Source organism: Campylobacter canadensis, from assembly GCF_013177655.1.
Taxonomy (GTDB): domain Bacteria; phylum Campylobacterota; class Campylobacteria; order Campylobacterales; family Campylobacteraceae; genus Campylobacter_E; species Campylobacter_E canadensis.
This window is the reverse complement of record NZ_CP035946.1, coordinates 824713-847583: the sequence shown is the minus strand read 5'-3', so window position 1 is coordinate 847583 and position 22871 is coordinate 824713. Positions and strand designations below refer to the sequence as shown.

Below are 22871 nucleotides of genomic sequence, written 5' to 3'. Positions count from 1 at the left end.
AAAAATGAATAAAAATGTAAAAATTGCAATAGGCTTAGTAACATCTTTATTTTTCTTGTGGGGTGTTAGTTATGGGCTTGTTGATGTAATGAATAAAAATTTTCAAAACCATCTAGGAATTACTCAACAAAACAGTGGTTATTTGCAAATGGCGTATTTTGGTGCTTATTTTGTAATGGCACTTCCAGCTGGTTTTATCGCTTCAAGATTTTCTTACAAAATAGGTATTATTACAGGACTTGCACTTTATGCAATTGGTTGTTTGCTTATAATTCCTGCAACTAATATGGCTAGTTTTTCTATGTTTTTATTTGCATTTTTTGTTCTTGCTTGTGGACTTGGAACGCTTGAAACTAATGCAAACCCTTATATGACAAAACTTGGAGATGAAAAAAATTCTTCATTTAGAATAAATGCCGCTCAAAGCTTCAATGGTTTTGGGCAATTTGTTGGACCTATTATTGGCGGTAGCTTGTTTTTATCAATTACACACAGCGGAGAAAATGCAAGTGCGGCTGAAAAAGAACAAGCCTTGCTTGATAATATGTTTAATGTGCAAATGGTTTATGTAGGTATTGCTTTAGTAGTATTTTTAATTTTACTTGCCTTTGTTTTTAATAAAATTCCAGAAGGCAATGAAGTTAACGGCGAAAATGAATTTTATGATAACTCAAAATCAAGCGATGTGTTTAAACATAAACATTTTAATTTAGGAGTTTTAGCTCAATTTTTATATGTTGCAGCTCAAGTTGGAGCAGGAGCGTTTTTTATAAATTATGCAGTAGAACACACAGCAAATTTAGGCGACACTGCTTTAAGCGATAAAGAATCCGCATATTTTTTCTCGGCTGCACTTGTTGCATTTATGATAGGAAGAATTCTTACAACTCCAATTATGAAAATAATAAAGGCTGAAAATATTTTAGGTCTTTATTCTTTAATAAATGTTTGCTTATGTGTATATTTATATTTTGCTGATGGTATGATTAGCGTTTATGCTTTAATTTTAGTATTTTTCTTTATGAGCATTAGCTTTCCAACTATTTTTGCTCTTGCTACAAAAGATTTAGCTTTAAATCAAGTAAAACTTGGTGGTTCAATTTTAGTAATGAGTATTTGCGGGGGTGCGATAATGCCTACAATTATGGGTGCTATAAACGATACTTATGGCACGGGAGCAGGATTTTTAGCCTTAGTTCCTTGCTTTTTATATGTTGCACTTTATAGCTTTTTATGGACAAAAAAATGATTATAGATACGCATTTTCATATTTGGGATAAAAATGATGCTAGGTGGATTTTAAATTCACCTGCAAGATTACAAAAAAACTTTAGCTTTGATGATTATTTAAAAGAATTTCAAGATTATGATTTTTTGGGTGGAATTTATGTTGAAATAAATGCAGATAATATAGAGCTTGAAAGTCTTAAAATGCTTAATTTTAAACATAAAAAATTACTTGCTTTATGCCTTGCAACTGTTGGCGGTAATAGTTTTAGAGAAGTTTTACACACAAAAAATAGTGGCTATTGCTTAAGCAGCGATTTTAAAAAAACTATAAAGTTGGTAAATGAAAATAAGCTGCTTTTTGAAGTTTGCATAAATGAAAAAGAATTAAATAATTTTTGCAAAATAGCAAAAGAATTTAAAAGTGGAATAATTTTTAATCATTTTGCAAATATTAAAAATTTTAATGAGATTGATAGCCTAAAACAAATTGCAAAAAACGAGCAAGTTTATATGAAATTATCAGCTCAAGATGATTTTATCTTAGGGCAAGATTATTCAAAATTGCTTGAAATGGCTTTTAATATTTTTGGAGAAGATAGAATTTGCTTTGGCTCAAATTACCCAGTAAGCGAGTTAAAACCAAGTCAATGGATAAAGCAAATTAGTAATTATTTTAAAAACGATGCCTTAAAAGAAAAGATTTTTTATTTAAATGCAAAAAGAATTTATAAGGAGAAATTATGAAAAGATACGGACAAATAATAAAGGTAATTCCTGAAAAACTAGAAGAATACAAAAGACTGCACGCAAATCCTTTAAAAGGTGTAAATGAGATGATTAAAGAATGCAATATTCGCAATTATTCAATTTATAATTTTGGAGAATATTTATTTGCATATTTTGAATATATTGGAACAGATTATGAAGCTGATATGGCAAAAATGGCAGCAGATGAGAATACTCGTAAATGGTGGGCATTAACCGACCCTTGCCAAATTTCGCTAGGATACGCAGGATGCAAATGGATTGATATGCAAGAACTTTATCATTTAGATTAAAAGGAGTACAAGGTGCTACATAAACCTACCTTAAGAGTTATAAAAATTCTAGAGCTTTTACAAGAGCATAAAGACGGTTTAAATATTACAAATATTTCTTTATTAAGCAAAATAAGTGTTGGCACCTTGCACCCTATTTTGCAAACTTTATTAAAATTAGAATATTTAAAATTAGACAATAAAAATTATATTTTAAATATTAATTTATCAATAAATAGCGATTTTGAAATCATAAAAAGCAATATGAATAAAATAGCTCAAGAATTAAAACAAAGCGTTCAGCTTGGAATTTTAAAAAACAATAAGGTTTATTATTTACATAAGTGCAATGGTAATTCAAAAATTATTTTAAAAACAACCATAGGAGATAGTGCAAATTTATACGCAACCGCCTTAGGCAAGGCTTTATTGCTTAATAGCAGTGAAAGTGAAATTAAAAATATCTTAAATACAGACTTTGTTAAAAATACTGAAAAGACAATTTCAAATATTGACGATTTTATTAAAAATATGAAAGAATTAAAAAAGCTTAATTTTACTTATGAAATCGGCGAATTTGATGAAGATTTTGCCTGTATTGCAGTAGCAATATGCAAGGCAAATAAAATAATAGCAGCCCTAAGTGTAACTATTTTAAAATTTCATTATAATGAAAAAATACAAGAGCAAATATTATCTTGCCTTAACAAATATAAAGCAATTATTGAAAATTCAATCAATAATTACTGATTTTTATAAACACTTGCTATTTCATAAATAGAATTAACAACCGCTCTTATATTATCAATAGTATATGGCAAGGCTAAAAACTCAACTTCATTTATAACCTTATAAACATTAGTTGGGATATTCGCATTGTTTAAAATAACAAATATTTTAAAAATATTATTTTTTTGTGCTTTTATTAATTTTTCTATTTCTTCATCTTTAAAATGATTAAATATATCAGCATTAATAAATACCGCTCTAAAAGGGCATTTTACGCCATCTTCTAAAATCTCTAATAAATTTGTATATGATTTATTTACAATGCTTTTTATATTAAATTCTAATAAATTATCTTCAATAATTTTAGAAATCTCACTATTTGGGCAAACAAGCAAGGCATCTAAACTTTCATCTGTGTTTAAATGAAATAAATAATCTTGTTCTTTTGCTTGAAAAGACATATTAATTGAAAGCATATTTTTCATACTGTTGCTTGAATTTTTAATACCTATATAATAGTCTTTTTTACTTGATTCAATTTTTAATAATTCCATCTTTTCAAAAATTTCTTGATTTAAAGCTGGGTTTATTTTTGAACTTTTATAATACTCGTTTAATGAATTAAATAAAACATTACTTTCTTCGTCATCATGCCTTGCTAAATATATATCAAAAAATAACATATATTCTTCATATTCAGACGGAGCAACCCTTAATTTAACGACAAAAACTTCATTTTTAAAAAAAGTATTTAAAATGGTAATTGAATATAACAAAGCATTAATAAGCACTGAATAATCGCCAAAAAAACTTCTATGAGTATTAATAATTTTATTATTCTTATCAACATCAAACATTTTTTGACTAAATACAACAATATTATTATTTGCACTAACTATATTATTTATTGTTTTAAAAAAATACAAAAAGACTTCTTGCATATCAAAGGTTAAATTAGTTTTATTGATATATTCATAATTTTTTAAAGTAATTGTATCTTCTTTTACGTTATTCTTTCTATACTTAAATTTGCGTTTTAAGGTAAGCAAATAAGCACTAAGCAAGAAAATAAAACAAAGCAAAATAGCAAAGATTAATTGACTTTTTTCTAATTCTGCATCTTCATTTGCAAAAACATAATTAATCAAAAAAATAATTAATAATATCTTCTTCAAGTTCTTCTCCTAAATAATAAGCATTCCATCGCCATAAGAATAAAATTTATATTTTTCTTTAATAGCAATATCATAAAGTTTTAAGGTTTGCTCCCTGCCAATAAAAGCAGCCACAAGCATAATTAAAGTTGATTTTGGTAAATGAAAATTAGTAAGCAAATATTCTTGCCTAATAGGTTTATTAAAAGGATTTAAAAATAAATCACATTCTCCATATTCTTTTTTATTTCTAGCATAAAATTCAATTGTTCTTGTAACAGTTGTACCAACACCTAAAATAGGAGTATTTGAGTTAATAATACTAATTGCTTCTTTGCTCAAAGAATAATACTCACTATGCATTTTATGCTCTTTTATATTATCACACTCAACTCCAGCAAAGGTACCTGCTCCAACATGCAAGGTAATAAAAGCTTTTTTGTATTCATTTAAACTATCAAGCAATCTTTTATCAAAGTGTAATGAAGCAGTAGGCGCAGCAACCGCTCCTATATTTTTAGCAAAAATGCTTTGATATGTGTTTTCATCTTCTTTAGTATCAGCTCTTTTCATATAAGGCGGTAAAGGAATATGCCCTATTTTTTCTAAGAATTCTAAAAGCTCTTTTGTATTTAACTTTCTATCATTTTTAAAAAAACAAACAATTTTTTTACCATCATCATAAATTTGTTTTACCTTTGCTTTAATATCTTCATCAAAACAAAGCTCATCATCAAGCCTTACTTTACCTCTAATTTGCACTAAAAATTCATCATTAGCTAAAATCTTGTTTATAAAAAGTTCAATTTTTGCCCCACTTTTTTTATTACCAAAAATTCTAGCTTTAAACACCTTTGTATCATTAAAAATAATTGCACATTGCGGTAAAAATTTTGCAAGATTATAAAAATAATCGTGAATAACTGCATTTTTCTTTCTATCATAAACTAGCAATCTTGCATCACTTGCAATCTTGCTTGGATATTGCGCTATTAATTCTGGTGGTAAAAAATAATCATAAGAATTTAATAACTCATCTTCTTTATTCATCGTCATCACTTTCGCTATCTTCTTCATCTTTGGCTGCAGGATTTACCTTTTTAGCAATTAAAATAGAAGCTAAATATAGTCCAATCAAAGGAATTGCCATTAAAAATTGAGAAAAAACATCAGGCGGGGTCATAATAGCTGCAAAAATAAATATTATTAAAATAGCCACCCTTAAGTTATTCATTAGCATTTTATCATCAACCAAGCCAAGCTTTGCAAGAAAAAATATAACAACAGGTAATTCATATCCAACGCCAAAGGCTAATACAAGCTTGGTAAAAAAGCTTACATATTCAGCAATGCTAGGCAAAGCCTCAAAGGCACCTTCACTAAAATTTACTAAAAACCCAAAAGCAATAGGTGTAACAAAATAATAACAAAAAGCAGCACCTAATAAAAACATACAAGTAGCACTTAAAACAAAGGGTATTACAAGCTTTTTTTCATTTTCATAAAGTCCAGGCTCAACAAAACGCCAAAACTGCCAAAAAACAATAGGTAAAGCAAGTAAAAAACCTGCAAAAAGTGCAACCTTCATTGCTGTAAAAAAAGGTTCTTGTATTTTTGTAAATATAATTTTTGAACCCTGAGGTAAAACATTATTTAAAGGAATACAAATAAATTCTAAAATAATCTTCCAAAAAGAAAAACATACAAAAAAGCAAACAATAATTGCTAAAACACTTATAAATAGCCTTTTTCTAAGCTCTATTAAATGTGGTTTTAAATCTTCAAACATTGCTTTCCTTTTTATTTTCTTCTTCTATTACTTTTTGCTTAAATTGCTCTCTTTTGCTTAAATTATCATCATTTGCAATAGTATCAAGAGTATTTTCTACACTTGCTCTTGCTTCTTTCTCAAAATCATTTATAGAATTTTTTATTTCATCAAATTCTTCAAAACTTAATTTTTTTCTAATGCTATCATTTGCCTTTGTTATTTCTTCTTTGTATCTTCTTGCCTCGTCTTTTAATTCACTTATATTTATTTCATTTTCTATACTTGTTTTTGCATCATTAATTTGTTTTTTTACCGCCTTAATTAACTTAGCAAGTTCTAACATTGTGCTTGGCAATTTATCAGGTCCTAAAACAAGCACTGCAACAATAGCAATAATAATAATTTCCATAAAACTCATATTAACTTCTTTATAACAAATTTCTTTTGAATTTATCAAATCATTTTAAATCATTAGTTTAAATATTTTTTAAAATAAAAGATAAAAATTACTCTAAATATAAGGCAATTTCATCACTTATTAAAAAGTTGTTATTGTATATTTTATTTGATTTTAAAGTAATTTTATTTTCTTCTAATAATTCTTTTATTTTCTTTTGTGAAATTTCTTTAACATTAAGTCCAACGCAAGAGCGTAAAGATAAAAAAATCTTTTCTAATCTAATATCTTCTTTACTTAAAAGTTCTATTTGCCTTTTACAAGGATTTTTTACATATTCACTAAAATTACTACTAGCATAATACCTTTTATTAGCCTTAGACCCAACACTAGAAAGCCCTATTCCTATATAATCTTTTTTTTGCCAATAGGCTAAATTATGCTTGCAAATATATTTTTTACTTCTTGCAAAATTACTTACTTCATAAGCTTTTAAACCAATTTTGTGCAAGCTATTATAAAAATAAACATTAAGTTCATCATCTTTTTGTAAATATTCATCTTTATTATAAAAACTTGTATTTTCTTCTAATATCAAAGTATAAGCACTTAGGTGATTTAATTTTAATTTATCAATATTTTCTAATTCATAATCAAGCATTGTTTTATCATCTAAATAAGTTCCATAAATTATATCAATGCTATAATTTTCTATTTCATTTTTAGCAATATTTATGGCTTTTAAAACTTCATCTTTGCTATGAATTCTATTTAAAAATTTTAATTTTTTTTCATCAAAACTTTGCGCTCCAAAAGAAAGTCTATTAACTCCTAATTTTTTCATACTTTTAATCCATTCAAGACTAAAAGAATTTGGATTTGCTTCTATGCTAATTTCTATATTTTTATGAAAATATTCTTTTAAACAAGCAAAAATATCTTCATATTTTTGTGCTAAAACAACACTAGGCGTTCCACCACCAAAATAAATACTTTTTATACTTTTTTTTAAAGGTAAAAACCTTAATAAATCTTTTTTAAGCGCATCAAAATAATCATCAATTTTTTTTAAATTTGTAAAAGAAGCAAATGCACAATAAGCACATTTGCTCTCGCAAAAAGGAATGTGAATGTAAATTCTCATAAATTAAGCATTTACATTTAATAAATTTTCGCCAAGTTTTTGCAGTTTTTCATCTATAGCTTTTATAGCTTGTTCTATTGTATTATTTGCTAAATCACTTAAACCACCTTGGAAATTTTTACCCAACAAGCCCTTAGCCTCATTAAAGCCATTTAAAATACCTCTTCTGCCTTCTTGTAGTTTTTTAGGGTCATCTCCTGCAGCATTTAAAACAAAATCAGAAATTCTTTGTGCAGTTTGTTTTGCACCCCAGTAGCCATCTTCACTAATAAGCTCTTTAGCCTTATTTGCATCAAGTTTTGATGGATTAAAACCAAGATTAGAAGTAGTTAAATTTTTAAAATTATTTAAAAATTCACTAATATCACCCTTGTGAGCTGATAACTCGCCAAGACTACCTTGAATGCTAATTTGTGTTACACTTATTTGTAAACTTTGAGCAAAAAACATATTTGAAATATCTTTACCAGTTATATTATTTAAGTCTTTTTCATTTACTTCAATACCTGCTTTTTTAAAGCTATCTTTTATAAATTCTTGAGCTTTTTCTTTACTGTCAATCTTTCCTTGAGCATTAAAACTCATTGTTACATTACTAGCTTGAATTTGCATTTTTACTCCTTAAATAAAAATTTAAAAACTATATCGTCAAATATTGCTTAAAATTTATTTTAATTTGATAGTATCAAAATAAGTTAAAAAATAGGTTTAAGGGTATGAAAAAATATAGAAAAAATGTAGCTGCTATTATATTATCTCCTAGCTATCCGTATGATTGCAAGATATTTTTAGGTAAAAGAATTGATATGGATATTTGGCAATTTCCACAAGGCGGAATTGATGATAATGAAAGCCTAAAACAAGCATTAAAAAGAGAATTAAAAGAAGAAATAGGAAGCAATAACATAAGCATAATCGCTGAATATCCTGAATGGTTAAGTTATGAATTCCCAAGTGAAGCAATTAAGAAAAAATATGATTTTGATGGACAAACACAAAAATATTTTTTAGTAAAAATTAATAATTTAAATGAAATTAATTTACAAACTCTTGAACCTGAGTTTGTAGAATTTAAATTTGTTGATTTTAAAGAAATTGATAAATATATAAATCATTTTAAAAAAACAATTTATAAAAAAGTGTTACAATATTTTGAAAAAGAAGGATACCTAGGATGATTGTAGTTCAAAAATACGGCGGAACAAGTGTAGGCAATTTAGAAAGAATTGAAAATGTAGCAAATAGAATAATAAAATCAAAACAACTTTATAAAGATTTAGTTGTAATAGTTTCAGCAATGAGCGGAAGAACAAATGAGCTTATTGAAAGAGCGCAATATTATTCAGATAATCCAAGCAAATTAGAAATGGATAAGTTATTAAATTGTGGAGAAAAAGAAAGTGCTGCTTTACTTGCAATAGCGCTTATTTCAAAAGGCTATGATGCGGTATCTTTAAGCGGTAAAGATGCCTTAATGCTAACAAGCAGTGATTATACAAATGCTAAAATTATTAGCATTGATAATTCAAGAGTAAAGCAAGAATTACAAAAAGGCAAAATAGTAATCATAGCAGGTTTTCAAGGGGCTGATGAAAATGGTTTTGAAACAACCTTAGGCAGAGGTGGGAGCGATTTAAGTGCTGTTGCTTTTGCTGGTGCTTTAAATGCTGATTTGTGTGAAATTTACACTGATGTTGATGGGGTTTATACAACAGACCCAAGAATAGAACCAAAAGCAAAAAAATTAGATAAAATTTCTTATGAAGAAATGTTAGAACTTGCTAGTTTAGGTGCAAAGGTTCTTCAAAATAGAAGTGTAGAATTAGCAAAAAAATTAAATGTAAAATTAGTTACTAGAAGTAGCTTTAATGAAAATGAAGGAACAATTATTACAAGTGAGGAAAAAATGGAACAAGCATTAGTTAGTGGAATAGCATTAGATAAAAATCAAGCAAGAATTACTTTAAGACAAGTAGAAGATAAACCTGGCATAGCAGCTAAAGTCTTTACAACCCTAGCAAAAAATGAAATTAATGTTGATATGATTATTCAAAATGTAGGAAGAGATGGTACTACAAATATAGGTTTTACCGTTCCTCAAAGCTCATTAAATCAAGCTTTAGATGCAATGAGAGAATTACTAGGAGCAAACGCTTTAATAGAAAGCGATAGCGAGATTGTAAAAGTTTCTGTAGTTGGAGTTGGTATGAAAACTCATGCTGGTGTTGCTAGTAGTGCCTTTCTTGCTTTAGCAAATGAAGGAATAAATATTCAAATGATTTCTACAAGTGAGATAAAAATATCATTAATTGTTGCTAGTAAATATGCCGAACTTGCTGTAAGAACTTTACATAAAACATATAATTTAGACAAGTAAAATGCAAGAATTTAATAATTTTATTAGAAACTACATAAGGTCAAAACGCTATGATTATAGTTGGCTTGACCAAAAAAGTCTTGAATTAAGCGAATTGCTAAAAAGATTAAAATACTTGCTAGATGCAAGAGCTATAATAATTTTATGCGATAAGGAAAGAGAGTGGTATTTACACTATCTAACCAATTTGCTAAATTCAAGCAAAAATAATCGCCCTTTATTGCCTATTTTTTCTTTAAGAGATTTTTATTCGGCAACTAGCAATGAAGATTTAATCAATGATTTATTTTCTTTAAGTTTTCAAAATGGGCATACTTATATTTATTTTGGAAAAGATAACGACAAATTAGCAAAAATAGCAAAAAATAAAAACGATAGCATTTTATTTATCTTTGATGAAGAATACAGCAACGCATTTTATTTAAATTCTAAAGATGAAAACCTTGATATAAAATTAATTTCTTTAGCAAACTTAATAAATGCTTGTCTTGATGCTATAGTGTTTAATAAGGTAAATATTTGAATAGTAAAATTATTATTTTGCAAGACTTTAGCGAATATAAAGAAGAAAATAAAAATTGCATTGTTTATACCTTTAGTGCTGATGAATTTTTATTAAGCGACGCTCAAAAAATAATGCAAAAAGCCTATGTAAAAGAAGAAAAAGCAGTTTTATTCATCTTGCACTATAAGCATTATTCAGTAATAGCACAAAATTATATGCTAAAATTACTTGAAGAGCCACCTTTTAATGTTTTTTTTCATATTTTAGTTAGTTCAAAAAATCTTTTACTACCGACCATAAAATCAAGGCTAATTACAACATTAATTTCTAAAAAACGCAACGATTATCAAATAAATATTAATCTTAAAAAACTAAGCCTTTGTCAAATAGCAGAATTTGATGTTAGCAAAGAAGATTTATTAGATTTTATTAGCGCACTTTTTAAAGAGTGTATTAAACAAAAAATCCATTTAAGCGAAAAAATGCTTGATGAATTTTATACAGCCTATGAACTTGCCTTGCTTAATTCAAATCCAAAAGCAATAATTTGCTCTTTATTATTGGGAATTATGTATGAAAGAAGCTGATTTTTTTCTATGTGATTATAAAGATTTGCAAAAAATAAATGCACATAATTTTGCAAAGAACAATTATTTTCAAAAGGCAAAACACACAAATATTTATATAAAAAATTTAAGCTCAATTGCTGCTAATATTTTAAAGCAAGAATGTATTGCAATCGGTGCAAATTTATTAAATGATGAAGAAAGCATAATAAACACCACAAAAAAAGTAAATTGTATTTTAAACATAAATCAAAAACAAATCGGGCAACTTCAGCAAAGATTAAAATTACAAGATTTTCATCTAAAAAAACTTGCAAATTTTTTAAGCACAATAAAAATACAAGAAACTTTCCCAAAAATAATGGGAATTTTAAATATAAACGATGATAGTTTGTATGAAAATTCACGCACAAGTAAAAATAATTTTTTAGACAAAGCCTACGAAATGCTTGAAAACAATGCTTGTATTTTAGATATTGGCGCTATGTCTTCAAGACCAAAAAGCAAATACCAAGGGCAAGAAACTGAAATGGCAAGATTAAAAGATATTTTTAAACTCATAAAGTCTGAAAAACTTTATGAAAAATGTATTTTAAGCATAGATACCTTTGTTTATGAAATTGCAAAAACTGCTCTTGATAACGGATTTAAAATAATCAATGATATTAGTGCTAACACAAATTTAAGCAATCTTTGTAAAGAATACGATGCTACTTATATTTTAATGCACTCTCAAAATAATTACATAAATGCTTATTTAAATAATGAAGAATTAAGCAATATACATTTTGATGATAAATTTGCTTATTTAAATTATGTATTTGATTTTTTTAAAAAAAAGCTAGAAGAAATTAATTCTAAGTGTATTATTGATGTTGGAATTGGTTTTGGCAAAAATGAATTTGAAAATTTGGTTTTAGTAAAATATTTAGAACATTTTAAAAGTTTAAATAAAGAACTTTTATTAGCTGCTTCAAATAAAGGTTTTATAAATAAGAACACAAATGTTTCTTTGTATCTGCACGCCATTTGCAAAGCTGATTATATAAGAGTGCATAATGTAAAAGAACAAAATGAATTAATAAATTATATAAAGAAGGTAGAGCAAATATGAATGAATATTTAAAAAATATTGAATTAGCAAATACTTGGGCAAAAGCATATTATTTAGATGAAACTCCTTTAGCAAGTGATGCTGAGTATGATGAACTTATGAAAAAAATCAAAGAATTTGAAAAAAACAATCCAGATAAAATAGCTAAAAACTCACCTACTTTAAATGTGCTACCGTTAAAATTAGACAAAATAAACGATGGCTTTAATAAAGTAAAACATTTAAGCAAGATGTATTCAATGGAAGATGTTTTTGATGAAAATGAATTAAAAGCTTGGATTAAAAAAAATAACGCCGAAGATGAAGAATTTTTTATTGAGCCTAAGTTTGATGGGGCTAGTTTGAATTTACTTTACGAAAACGGTAAATTAATAGTAGCTGCAACTCGTGGAGATGGCGAGATAGGAGATGATGTTACATTAAATGCTATGCAAATTGCAAGTATTCCTAAAAATATTAATTACGATAAAAAAATTGAAATTCGTGGAGAAATTGTAATTTATAAGGAAGATTTTTTAAAATTAAACGAAATAAAATTACAAAACAATGAAAGTCTTTTTTCAAACCCACGCAACGCTGCAAGCGGTTCTTTAAGGCTTAAAGATAGCTCACTTATTAAAGAAAGAAATTTGCAATTTTATCCACACGGCATAGGAGTAAATGAGCTTTCATTTAAAACCCATAAAGAGTGTATGGACTTTATAAGAAGTTTAGGCTTTTTAAAAGATGATTTTTGCAAAGTTGTAAAAGCTAGTGAATTGCAAGCTGAATATTTAAAATTACAAAATTTAAGAGATAGTAAAAAAATGATGCTTGATGGCTTTGTTTTAAGGCTAAATGATTTAAGTAAATGTACTGAATTTACAAGCAAATTTCCAAAATTTATGGCTGCTTATAAATTTAGCCCTTACGAGCAAATTACAAAATTAATAAATGTTAGCTTTCAAGTAGGAAGGACTGGGGTTATAACACCTGTTGGAGAAGTACAAAGCGTAAATATTGATGGAGTTAATGTGCGTTTTGTTACCTTGCATAATTTTGATGAAATTAAAAGACTTGATTTAATGCTAAATGATAGCGTTAGCATAATTAGAAGTGGAGATGTAATACCAAAGCTAACCAGTGTTTATAAACAAAGAAGAGATAACACTCAAAAGCCAATCTTAAAACCACAACACTGCCCATCTTGCAATGAAAGTTTGCACGATGAAGGCGCATTGCTTAAATGTGTTAATTTAAATTGCAAGGCAAAATTACTCAATCAAATAATTTATTTTACTTCTAAAAAATGCTTAAATATTGATGGTTTAGGCGAAAGTATAATTACACTTTTGTTTAACGAAGGCAAAATAAAATCTCTTTTAGATATTTTTAGCTTAGATGAAAATTCTTTTTTTGCTTTAGCGGGTTTTGCCGATAAAAAAATAAGCAATATTTTAAACTCAATAAACAAGGCAAAAGATGTAAAATTATCAAGCTTTATAAATTCCTTAGGCATTGAGCATATAGGCGAAGTAGCGGCTTATAAAATAGCGAGTGAATTTAAAAATGAATGGATAAATAAATCTTATGATGATTATATAAAATTAGATGGCTTTGGCGAAGCGATGGCAAGTAGCGTTGTGGAATTTATTAAAATAAACATAGAGCTAATAAACACACTTTACGAGATTTTAAATGTTAAAATTGATGAAAATAGCAGTTTAAAATTCTCAAATCAAAGCTTTGTAATAACAGGCACTCTTAGCAAAGAAAGAACTTTTTATGAAAATATCATTTTAGAAAATGGTGGCAAAATAAGCTCAAGCGTTAGCAAAAAAACCACTTATCTACTGTGCGGACAAAATGCAGGGAGCAAATTAGATAAAGCAAAACAACTAAATATTAAAATCATAAATGAAAGCGAGTTTGAAGCACTTTGAGAGCTGATTTATTAGTAGCAAATAAACTTAATATTAGTAGAAATAAAGCACAAGAATTATTAAAAAATGAAATGGTTTTAATAAATGATTTATTAAAAAAGCCAAATGATAATGTAAAAGAAGATGATAAAGTAAGCCTTTTGCAAGATTTTTATGTATCAAGAGCTGCTTATAAATTAAAAGGTTTTTTAGAATTTTTTCCTATTGATATTAAGGATAAAAGCTGCCTTGATGTTGGCTCTAGCACTGGTGGATTTACACAAATTTTGCTTTTAAACGGGGCAAAGAGTGTTAGCTGTGTTGATGTTGGCACAAAGCAATTACACGAAAGTTTAATAAAAGATAAAAGAATTATGCTTTTTGAAAATACCGACATTAAAAACTATACGCAAAAAGCACAAATTGTAGTGTGTGATGTAAGCTTTATTTCTGTTAAAAAGATTTTAGAACATTTAAAAGACTTGTTTTTAGAGTATTTAATCATACTTTTTAAACCTCAATTTGAGCTAGACAAAAGCATAAAACGCAGCAAAAATGGCGTTATAAAAAATGAAAAAGACATACAAAAAGCCCTTTGTGATTTTGAGAAATTTTACTCTCAATTAGCACTTATAAATATTGCAAAACAAAAATCGCTTTTAAGCGGTAAGGAAGGTAATTATGAATATTTTTTCGCTTTTAAAAAATGATTTTTGCTTAGCAGATGAAAAAGAGCTAAAAGAGATTAAAAGCCTTGCAATTGGCTGTTTTGATGCTTTGCATTTAGCACATTTTGAATTAATAAATAAATTATGTAGCAAAGGTGCTTTGCTTATCATCTACAAAGACAATATTAAACAATTAGTGCCTAATTTTATGAAAGAAAAAATAGCAAAAAAGAAAGTTTTTTTTATAAAATTAAACGAAGTTTGCAATCTTGATGGCAAAGATTTTGTACAAAAACTACTAGCTTCTTTTAGCAACTTAGAATATTTTGTGGCTGGATATGATTTTTGTTTTGGCATAAATGCTAGTTCAAATGTCTATAAATTAGAAGAATATTCTAAATTAAAATGCCATATCGTGAATGAATTTAAAATTGACAATCTAAGCGTACATACAACTTTAATAAAAGAGCTATTACAAAAAGCACAATTAAATCTTAGCAAAAAGCTTTTAGGTAGAAACTACACTCTTTATGCTTTAAAACAAATTAAAGGTCAAGGTTTAGGCTCTAAGTTTTTACTAGCTACAATTAATTTTGATTATGATGAATATTTTTTACCAAAAGATGGGGTTTATCTTGCGAATTTATACATTACAAACACAGTATATAAAAGTGCTGTTTTTTTAGGCAAACGCTCAACCGATTTAAAAAGCGCCTTAGAATGCCATATTTTAGATGAAATAAAAACAAATGATTTTTCAAATTGCAATATTGAATTTTTATATTACCTAAGAGAAAATAAAAGCTTTAATCAGCTAGAAAAATTAAAAGAACAAATACTCTTAGATGTTAAAACTCTAAATGAAATAAAAGAAAAATTCTAATTTTATCCTTGAATTTTGCTATTTTTACACAAAAAATTCATAAAAGTGCTATTTTTACATAAAATTTTTGTAAAAAAAGATAATTTTACTTGCATATATTGATATTTTTTGTGTAAAATATAAGCTATTTATTTAATTTTAAGGAGTTTTTATGACTAAAGCAGATTTCGTTTCATTAGTTGCTGAAAAAGCAGAAATGACAAAAAAAGACGCAGGTGTTGCTGTTAATTCAGTTTTTGAAGTACTTTCATCAGTATTAGAAAAAGGTGAATCAATTAGCTTTAATGGTTTTGGTACATTTAGTACAACTACAAGAGCAGCAAGAGTTGCAAGAGTACCAAGCACAGGTAAAACTATTCAAGTTCCTGAAACAAATGTTGTTAAATTCAAAGTTAGCAGCGTTTTAAAAGAAAGCGTAGCAGCAGCTAAAAAAGACTGCAAAAAATCAGCTTGCAAAAAGAAAAAGTAATTTATTAAATTGGTAAGATTTCCTTACCAATTTTCTTCTATTCATATCTTTCATATTTTAAAAACATTTATTGCGGATTATTTAAGGTTTAAGATAAACTAGTCCCCACTAAAAATCTAAGCAATAAAAACAATCCGCTTGAAACAATTTTATATAAAAAAACTAAAAAATAATAAAGCAAAAAATAAATTATTTTTTAATAAGAAAAATAATTTATTAGGTTTAAAATTATTTTTTAGCAAGCCTAAAACTATGTAAATTACAAGATTTAAAATAATAAACTCTAATAATCTTTGTTAATTTACACTAAATTATGTGAGTTATTATTACATTAATTAAAAGCTTATATTTAGCCCTATTTTAGAATATAAATAAGTGCTTTTTAATAGCTTTATTTATTTTATAAAATAATAAAAAAGCCCAAAAAAGGGCTTTTGTTACCAATTAAAACTTGCTTGTAAATATGCTGTATGAGTTTGCTCTTTTTTAGCAAAATTACCGTTATAATTTAATGACAAGGTAAATGAATCAGTTGTCGGTAATATAAGAGAAGCACTCGTAAATGCACTGTATTTATTAATTGAATAATTTTTAGACACAACGCCTTCTCCAAAATTTACACTAGTTTTAATGTTGTCATTTAAACGAGCTTTTGCACCTACAGAAATAGTTGTTTTTAAAGTCGGTAACCATTGCGCATACCAAGTTGCAGCCGTTTTGATGCTAAATAAATTTAACGAGCTTGATAAATAATCTTCTACCTTAAGTGCAGCTTTACCAACCATACTATAAGCTTTAGTATATGAACCTTCGTAATCTAAACCGATTTCAGGAGAAAAACTATGTTTTTTATATTCATAATTTATTCCTAAATCAGCACTCAAACCATAAGTATAACTTGTAGGATTAGCCTTAGCAGTATTTGCTGCAATGTATTTAACAAGACTGTTATTTAAATATGCAAATTTTGCATGTGTTTTTACATAAAGCGAAGAATTATCGCTTAATGAATAAATATCATTATAGTATTTTAAACCAGCATAATAAGCAATATTATTTACTTCATAATAGCCTGTACTCATTCTTACATCTTCATACCCAGCATACACACCAAAAATCCCATAAGTACTAGCTCTTGAATATCCTGCAATAACACCTGTTGTATGACCCTTGCTTACGCCTTGCGCACCTAAATCAACATATTGATATGAATGATAAGGCAAAATAAAAATAGAATTTCTTTTTTTATTGCTAATATAATCTAATTTCATTTGATTTAAAAAGGCACTATCAGCACCAACATAACGCATTAAATAATCATAACTAACATCACTTACAATATTTCCTGCACTTGCAAAGCGTAAATTCTCTAAATCTTTTAATGAAATTCTTTGAGTATTTATGTTTGTTGGCATAGTGTAATCTTGCATAATATTACTCATTAAACTATTTGCAAAAGTTGTTCTTTTTGAAGTAGTTTCTACTAGGCTTTGCACTTGAGCACTTGCTATTGTTTTTACTACTTCTGGCTTTGCTTGAAGCTTGTTTGTGATTGGATTTATTGTTAGCTCTAAATCGCTTCCTGCTGTTTGAATGCTACCTATTTTTGAAATATCAACCCCATTAATAACTTGTGAAAGATTATCAAGCTTTGTAATATCCATACCGCTTTGATTTACCGTAATCTTATCTACATAAACCTTATTTGTATTACCACCTATATTTATGCTTTCTAGCTTACCGCTGCTATCTGCATTTACTTGCCAATCTTTAATAACAATGCTTCCATTTTTGTTATTGCTTACATTAAAGCCATCATCGTTTTTGCCAATATGCCCTTTATTTGTAATGCTAATTACTGATGAGCCTTCATTTACAATACCGCCATTTATGCTTGAATTATTATCATTTACAATTTCTAAGGCATTGTTTTGTTTATTAATAATAGAGCCATTAATTGCATTTTTATTTGTAGATTTATTTATAATTTTATCAAGCTTTGCATTGCTTGAAATTTTTATATCTCCATCTATGCTTGAATTATTATTTGTGCTTATGCTAGTAAGTTTTGAGCCTTCATTTACGCTAATATCTCCCCTTAAAATAGCGTCATTTTCAAAATTAATATTATTTATTTTTGAATTATTTGTAACATTTATTTTACCGTTAATTGTAGATGAACCTGCACTTATGATATTATCTAAGCTTGAATTATTTATATCTATTCTACCATTTATGCTTGAATTACCGCTTGTAATAAAATCTTTGCTAATGCTTGAATTATTATTTAAGCTTATATCTCCTTGAATTTTAGCACTATCGCTAAACACTAAAGAGCCATCAAGCTTAGAATTATCAATATTAATATTTCCTTCAATGCTTGAATTAGCGGTATTTATAAAATTACCCACTAAAGTAGCATTATTACTTAGGCTTATATCATTTTTTATATTACCAGCATTAACAATAGCATTAGCATTATCACTAGCTGTGCTAACTACACTACCACCATCAATATTAATTGCTGTTGTAGAATTTTCTCCACCAATATTTCCTGCGTTATAAATACCTACATTTCCTTGTACAAGACCTTGTATGTTTAATTCTTCTAGGCTTTTTACCCTATTATCATCTATTTTACCAAAATTAATGCCATTACCTTCTTCAGCAAGTAAATTCGCATTTTCTTTAACATTAATTGAACCCAAGCTTATATCTCTATCGCCAGTAAAATTAATACCATTATTACCAGCCTTAATTGTGCTACCGCTATTTAAATTAATTTCCTTTATTTCAGTGCTTATTTTCTTAGCTGAAGACTCGTTATAATCCGTAATAGCATTATTTTTAACCTCAATTAAGCCATTATTATCTATCTTTCCTATACGAGTATTTGGTTCAAAAGAAATCCCATCATTTGCAGAAATTATCTTTCCATAATTTATTACTTCTTTTGCTTCATAATAATCAGGATATTCAGCCCAAGGTGTAAACATAATTGCAGAACCAGTACCACTAGTTTTTGTAGCCTCTATTGTGCCATAATTACGAATACTATCAACAAAAACAGATAAAAATGTCATTCCATAAGCACCATAAACAGTACCATAATTATCAATGCTACCAATGCTAGAAGTACTAAACACCATACCATTTTTACCCCAAGGTGGGTTGCCGCCTTCTCCTCCACCGCCAAGTATATTTGCATAATTTATTATTTTATCTACCTTAGAACCAGAAACATTTAAGCCTTGATAGTTTGTACTAGAAATATTTTTATTGTTTATAAAGGTAGTAACATAGCTATTAGAAGATAAGCTTACAGCAGCACCCTTATTAGAATTAATATCAGCATTATTTACCAATTCACTAACTTTGATTTTATCAAAAAGCTTAATTCCAGTATTTTCAGCTTGTATTTTTCCATTATTTTCAATTTTACTTATGCTAACTTCTTCGCCTTTGCCTTGAATAGATAAGCCTTCTGATTTTTTTGCATTAATGCTTCCATTATTTACAATAGAATTTATATTTAGCTTTCCTTTACCGTGCCACAAGCCAATATAAGCCCCTCTAGCTCCATCTATTTCTCCATCATTTACAATATCTCCTATTGTAAAATTTCCTGTGTAATTATTTGAAGCTTGAATATTTATAGCATTGTCATTTTGTGTTAAAATTTTGCCTTTATTTGTAAATTTTTTTACATTTATATCGGTATTTCCTTCTCCTACAATGCTTACTCCAATTGTATTTGAACTAATAGTTGCATTTTCGCTATTTACAAAATTATCAATACTAGCATTTGAAATATACAAACTATCGTTTGTAGTACTTATTGAGCCATTGTTTGTAAAATTACTTATTTTAGAATTAGAAGCACTAGCACCCCAAAGCGTAACACCAAATTTTGAATCTTTAATACTGCCGTTGTTTGTGAATTCTTCTATGCTAGTTGTCTTTCTTGCTTTATCACTTGCACCAAAAGTAATAGCTGCACTATTTTTTGAGCCACTAATAACTCCATTTGTGTCATTTGTAAATTTAGTAATAGTAGTGTCGTCCTGAAAACTTGCAACTGCTCCTTTGCTGGATTTTAATTCACCATCATTGTAAAAATCCTGAATTTTAACCTTACCTATAGTAGCATTAAAAACATTATTAACAGCTGAAACTTTTGCATTAGTATTGTTTTTAATTGAATTAATACTTATATCAGAATTGTTACCTTTATTCTCTATAGTTATAGCATTAGCACTTGCTGTAAAAGTACCGTTGTTTATAAATGAATTTATATTAATTTTTGAACTATCGTTTGGACTCCAAATCCCAATATATGCTATTTGTTTTGCATTAATATCTTTATTATTAATAATCGTATCTATATTAGTTGTTCCACCTTGCACAACTCTAATTGCATTTCCATTAGTAGAAGTTATTGTGCCATTATTTTCAATTTTATTTACCTTAACATTATTTTGAATATTAATAGCATCAGCTACATTTACTGAACCATTTTCACTAATTGTTAAGTTTAAATTATCTCCACTTGTTGCTGAAACTTTATTTGTTACCTTAGAAGTTATATTGCAATCATCACTGTTGCAACCACCGCCACTCCAAGCTGCATTTGCCGAGCTAGCAAGCACTGTAGCACAAATAATAGAAATAAATATAGGTTTTAAATTGTTTGAAGTAATCATTAATTACCCCCCCCCAATTGATAAATTTTATTATCTGCGTTTTATAACAAAAATAAACTTAAAAATAAATAAGAAAGTAACAAATTTTTTAAAAATTAGCAATTAATAATAAAATTTTATAATTAAAAAAAAGACAAAAAGGTAAAAAATGATTAAATTAAAAAATTTAGAAGTATTTAATTCAACTTATAAAAAATTTATAAAAGCAGATATTTATATTAAAGATGATTTAATTTATTACATTGATTATTTTAATAAGCCACTTAATATTGAGTGTGATGAGATTGATTTTGATGGGAAGAAAGCTAGTGCTGGATTTATTGATATTCATATGCATATTGAAAGCTCTATGCTTAGTACGAATTATTTTTGTAATCATATTTTAGCAAATGGGGTTACAAGCATAGTTGCTGAACCGCACGAGATTGCAAATGTCTTTGGCTTAAAAGGAATTAAGGCTATGATTAAAAACGATACTGAATGCGATGTATTTTTTGCAATTCCTAGCTCTGTGCCAAGCACTAATGAATATTTAGAAGGAAATGGCGCTAACATAAACTGCGAAGAAATGATAAAAATGTATGAAGAAAAAAATGCACTTTGTGTTGGAGAGATTATGAACTACACGCAAATAATAAAAGATGATAATAATCTTGAAATAAGCAAATTTTTAAAATTCTTAAAAGAAAAAGACCCCTTTTATGTAATAGAAGGGCATTGTCCTAGACTAAAGGATATTGATTTGGCTAAGTTTATATATCTTGGCATAAATGCTGATCACACCGAGCATAATTTAGAAGAATTAGAGCATAGATATTTACTAGGAATGTTTATAGAACTGCAAGGAAAAATGCTAAAAGAAGAAAATTTTAACTACATTAAAAAGCATAATTTATATGAAAATACTTGTTTTGTAACCGATGATGTGATGTGCGATGAATTATATGAAAAGGGGCATTTAGATTATGTCTTAAAACAGGCAATCAAAAAGGGTTTTGGTGTAGAAAATACTTTATATTGTGCAAGTACAACTCCTGCAAGGAGAATGAAATTAAGCGATAGGGGTGAGCTTAGCGTTGGTAAAAAGGCTGATATTGTAATCTTTGATGATGTGAACGAATTTAAGATTAATTGCGTTTATAAAAACGGTAAAAGAGTTGAAAGAAAAGAGCATTTTAAGGATAATTTTAGCGATGAATTTAAAAATAGTCTTGATTTGGCTGAATATAATTTAGATGAGATTTTTACTTTAAGCTTTGATGCTAAACAAATTTTAGCTAAGGTTTTATTAGTAAGCGATAATACCACTCAAATAAAAATGAAAGAAGAAGTATTACATACGGAAAACGGTATATTAAATACTGAAAATCTACTAGGAGTGTGCTTTAATAGATATGGAAAAAACTCGTATGCTAGGGCTTTATTTAATGGAAATTGCATTAAAAAAGGTGCAATTGCTTCAACTTGGATGCACGATAGCCATAATTTATTTGTTTTAGGAAAAAATAAAGAAGATATGAAAATAGCTTATAATACTCTTAAAAAGTGCGGTGGCGGGATTGTGGCTGTGCTTGATGGAAAAGTACTGGCCTTGCTAGAACTTGAAATTGCAGGGATTTTAAGCAGTGATAATGTAGAAAATACGGCTTTGAAACTAAAAAAAGTAAGAGAGGCCTTTAAGCAGCTTGGATATGAGCATTATAACGAGATTATGAGTTTTGGTACGCTTAATTTAGTTTGCAGTCCTTTTTATAAACTAAGCGATAAGGGGCTTGTTGATGTTAGTAATGCTTGTTTTACTAAGGCGTTTGAGATTATAAGCTAAGCTATCTTGTAAGGGCTTAAAGCTTTAATTTGTGAGTTTTAAGCCTTTATTTTCATTGCTTAGATAAATTAAAATAATTGCAAAGATAACTTATTGTGGATTTATTTTATAGTACTTGGCTAATATTGCTTGTTTTTATTGTTAGTATTGTAAATGTATTAGTATAAAAAGCTAATGTAGGTTATTTTGCCCCCCCCCAAATGTCCCCCCGCAATTTTTTATACTTATATTTATTGAAAAAGATTTTAAAAGGATTTTAAAACCGATTAAATAGGCTTTTGTAAAGCATGTTGTAAAGATTATTTAAAAGCATTTTACAATTTGTAAAGCAAAAACTCTTATTTTATACACTTTATAAAGCACTTACATTTTACAAAAATCAAGCTCAAATAAGATCG

Annotated in this window: 21 protein-coding genes; 14 read left to right on the top strand and 7 right to left on the bottom strand. The window is 27.5% G+C overall.

The annotated features are described in order from the left end of the window. Window positions 1–4: 4 nt before the first annotated feature. The 4 genes from fucP to CCANL266_RS03970 are packed head-to-tail and all read left to right on the top strand — an operon-like array spanning window position 5 to window position 3017. On the top strand, window positions 5–1249 hold the full coding sequence (fucP, locus tag CCANL266_RS03985) for an L-fucose:H+ symporter permease (protein ID WP_172231688.1): 1245 nt from the start codon (window positions 5–7) through the stop codon (window positions 1247–1249). Beyond that, window positions 1246–1974 carry an amidohydrolase family protein gene (locus CCANL266_RS03980; protein ID WP_172231685.1) on the top strand — a complete coding sequence of 243 codons (729 nt, stop codon included), beginning with the start codon at window positions 1246–1248 and terminating at the stop codon, window positions 1972–1974. The genes fucP and CCANL266_RS03980 overlap by 4 nt, the downstream gene beginning before the upstream one ends. Beyond that, window positions 1971–2288, top strand: coding sequence for an L-rhamnose mutarotase (locus tag CCANL266_RS03975; protein ID WP_172231682.1), 318 nt, complete (start codon window positions 1971–1973; stop codon window positions 2286–2288). Before CCANL266_RS03980 ends, CCANL266_RS03975 begins: the two co-directional genes overlap by 4 nt. 12 nt (window positions 2289–2300) lie before the next feature. Next, entirely contained in the window at window positions 2301–3017 is a 717-nt protein-coding gene (locus CCANL266_RS03970) for an IclR family transcriptional regulator (protein WP_172231679.1), read from the top strand. On the opposite strand, the gene CCANL266_RS03965 is transcribed toward CCANL266_RS03970, so the two are convergent. The 6 genes from CCANL266_RS03965 to CCANL266_RS03940 are packed head-to-tail and all read right to left on the bottom strand — an operon-like array spanning window position 3011 to window position 8074. Next, window positions 3011–4171: a hypothetical protein gene (locus tag CCANL266_RS03965; protein WP_172231676.1), complete on the bottom strand. Its 1161-nt coding sequence runs from the start codon at window positions 4169–4171 to the stop codon at window positions 3011–3013. The two genes, CCANL266_RS03970 and CCANL266_RS03965, sit on opposite strands and share 7 nt — an antisense overlap. A gap of 9 nt (window positions 4172–4180) precedes the next feature. Then, window positions 4181–5200, bottom strand: coding sequence for a tRNA preQ1(34) S-adenosylmethionine ribosyltransferase-isomerase QueA (gene queA / locus CCANL266_RS03960; protein WP_172234379.1), 1020 nt, complete (start codon window positions 5198–5200; stop codon window positions 4181–4183). Beyond that, window positions 5193–5939, bottom strand: a complete 747-nt coding sequence (gene tatC / locus CCANL266_RS03955; protein WP_172231673.1) for a twin-arginine translocase subunit TatC — start codon at window positions 5937–5939, stop codon at window positions 5193–5195. Before tatC ends, queA begins: the two co-directional genes overlap by 8 nt. Continuing rightward, window positions 5932–6378: a Sec-independent protein translocase protein TatB gene (gene tatB, locus CCANL266_RS09740; protein ID WP_425321183.1), complete on the bottom strand. Its 447-nt coding sequence runs from the start codon at window positions 6376–6378 to the stop codon at window positions 5932–5934. Before tatB ends, tatC begins: the two co-directional genes overlap by 8 nt. 49 nt (window positions 6379–6427) lie before the next feature. Beyond that, window positions 6428–7462 (bottom strand): radical SAM family heme chaperone HemW, encoded by a 1035-nt coding sequence (gene hemW, locus CCANL266_RS03945; RefSeq protein ID WP_172231670.1) that lies wholly within the window; start codon window positions 7460–7462, stop codon window positions 6428–6430. 3 nt (window positions 7463–7465) lie between these two features. After that, on the bottom strand, window positions 7466–8074 hold the full coding sequence (locus tag CCANL266_RS03940) for a hypothetical protein (protein WP_172231667.1): 609 nt from the start codon (window positions 8072–8074) through the stop codon (window positions 7466–7468). Between the two features lie 104 nt (window positions 8075–8178). On the opposite strand from CCANL266_RS03940, the gene CCANL266_RS03935 reads away from it, so the two are divergent. From CCANL266_RS03935 to CCANL266_RS03895, 9 genes are all read left to right on the top strand, one after another. Continuing rightward, window positions 8179–8640, top strand: a complete 462-nt coding sequence (locus CCANL266_RS03935) for an RNA pyrophosphohydrolase (protein WP_172231664.1) — start codon at window positions 8179–8181, stop codon at window positions 8638–8640. Then, window positions 8637–9839, top strand: coding sequence for an aspartate kinase (locus CCANL266_RS03930; protein ID WP_172231661.1), 1203 nt, complete (start codon window positions 8637–8639; stop codon window positions 9837–9839). The genes CCANL266_RS03935 and CCANL266_RS03930 overlap by 4 nt, the downstream gene beginning before the upstream one ends. Window position 9840: 1 nt before the next feature. After that, window positions 9841–10362, top strand: coding sequence for a HobA family DNA replication regulator (locus tag CCANL266_RS03925; protein ID WP_172231658.1), 522 nt, complete (start codon window positions 9841–9843; stop codon window positions 10360–10362). Next, on the top strand, window positions 10359–10931 hold the full coding sequence (locus CCANL266_RS03920; protein ID WP_172231655.1) for a DNA polymerase III subunit delta': 573 nt from the start codon (window positions 10359–10361) through the stop codon (window positions 10929–10931). The genes CCANL266_RS03925 and CCANL266_RS03920 overlap by 4 nt, the downstream gene beginning before the upstream one ends. Then, complete coding sequence (gene folP, locus CCANL266_RS03915) at window positions 10918–12024, top strand: dihydropteroate synthase (RefSeq protein ID WP_172231652.1); 1107 nt, start codon at window positions 10918–10920, stop codon at window positions 12022–12024. The genes CCANL266_RS03920 and folP overlap by 14 nt, the downstream gene beginning before the upstream one ends. Then, on the top strand, window positions 12021–13946 hold the full coding sequence (ligA, locus tag CCANL266_RS03910; RefSeq protein ID WP_172231649.1) for an NAD-dependent DNA ligase LigA: 1926 nt from the start codon (window positions 12021–12023) through the stop codon (window positions 13944–13946). Before folP ends, ligA begins: the two co-directional genes overlap by 4 nt. Further along, window positions 13943–14635, top strand: a complete 693-nt coding sequence (gene tlyA / locus CCANL266_RS03905; protein ID WP_172231646.1) for a 23S rRNA (cytidine-2'-O)-methyltransferase TlyA — start codon at window positions 13943–13945, stop codon at window positions 14633–14635. Before ligA ends, tlyA begins: the two co-directional genes overlap by 4 nt. Further along, a complete protein-coding gene (locus CCANL266_RS03900; RefSeq protein WP_172231643.1) occupies window positions 14607–15476 on the top strand; it encodes a riboflavin kinase in 870 nt (289 codons plus the stop codon). The genes tlyA and CCANL266_RS03900 overlap by 29 nt, the downstream gene beginning before the upstream one ends. A 151-nt stretch (window positions 15477–15627) precedes the next feature. Beyond that, window positions 15628–15945: an HU family DNA-binding protein gene (locus CCANL266_RS03895; RefSeq protein ID WP_172231640.1), complete on the top strand. Its 318-nt coding sequence runs from the start codon at window positions 15628–15630 to the stop codon at window positions 15943–15945. A 437-nt stretch (window positions 15946–16382) separates the two neighbouring features. On the opposite strand, the gene CCANL266_RS03890 is transcribed toward CCANL266_RS03895, so the two are convergent. Then, window positions 16383–20648 carry an autotransporter outer membrane beta-barrel domain-containing protein gene (locus tag CCANL266_RS03890; protein ID WP_172231637.1) on the bottom strand — a complete coding sequence of 1422 codons (4266 nt, stop codon included), beginning with the start codon at window positions 20646–20648 and terminating at the stop codon, window positions 16383–16385. 148 nt (window positions 20649–20796) lie between these two features. Here CCANL266_RS03890 and CCANL266_RS03885 point away from each other — a divergent pair, with 148 nt between their 5' ends. Beyond that, window positions 20797–22473 carry an adenine deaminase C-terminal domain-containing protein gene (locus CCANL266_RS03885; protein WP_172231634.1) on the top strand — a complete coding sequence of 559 codons (1677 nt, stop codon included), beginning with the start codon at window positions 20797–20799 and terminating at the stop codon, window positions 22471–22473. Window positions 22474–22871: the final 398 nt, after the last annotated feature.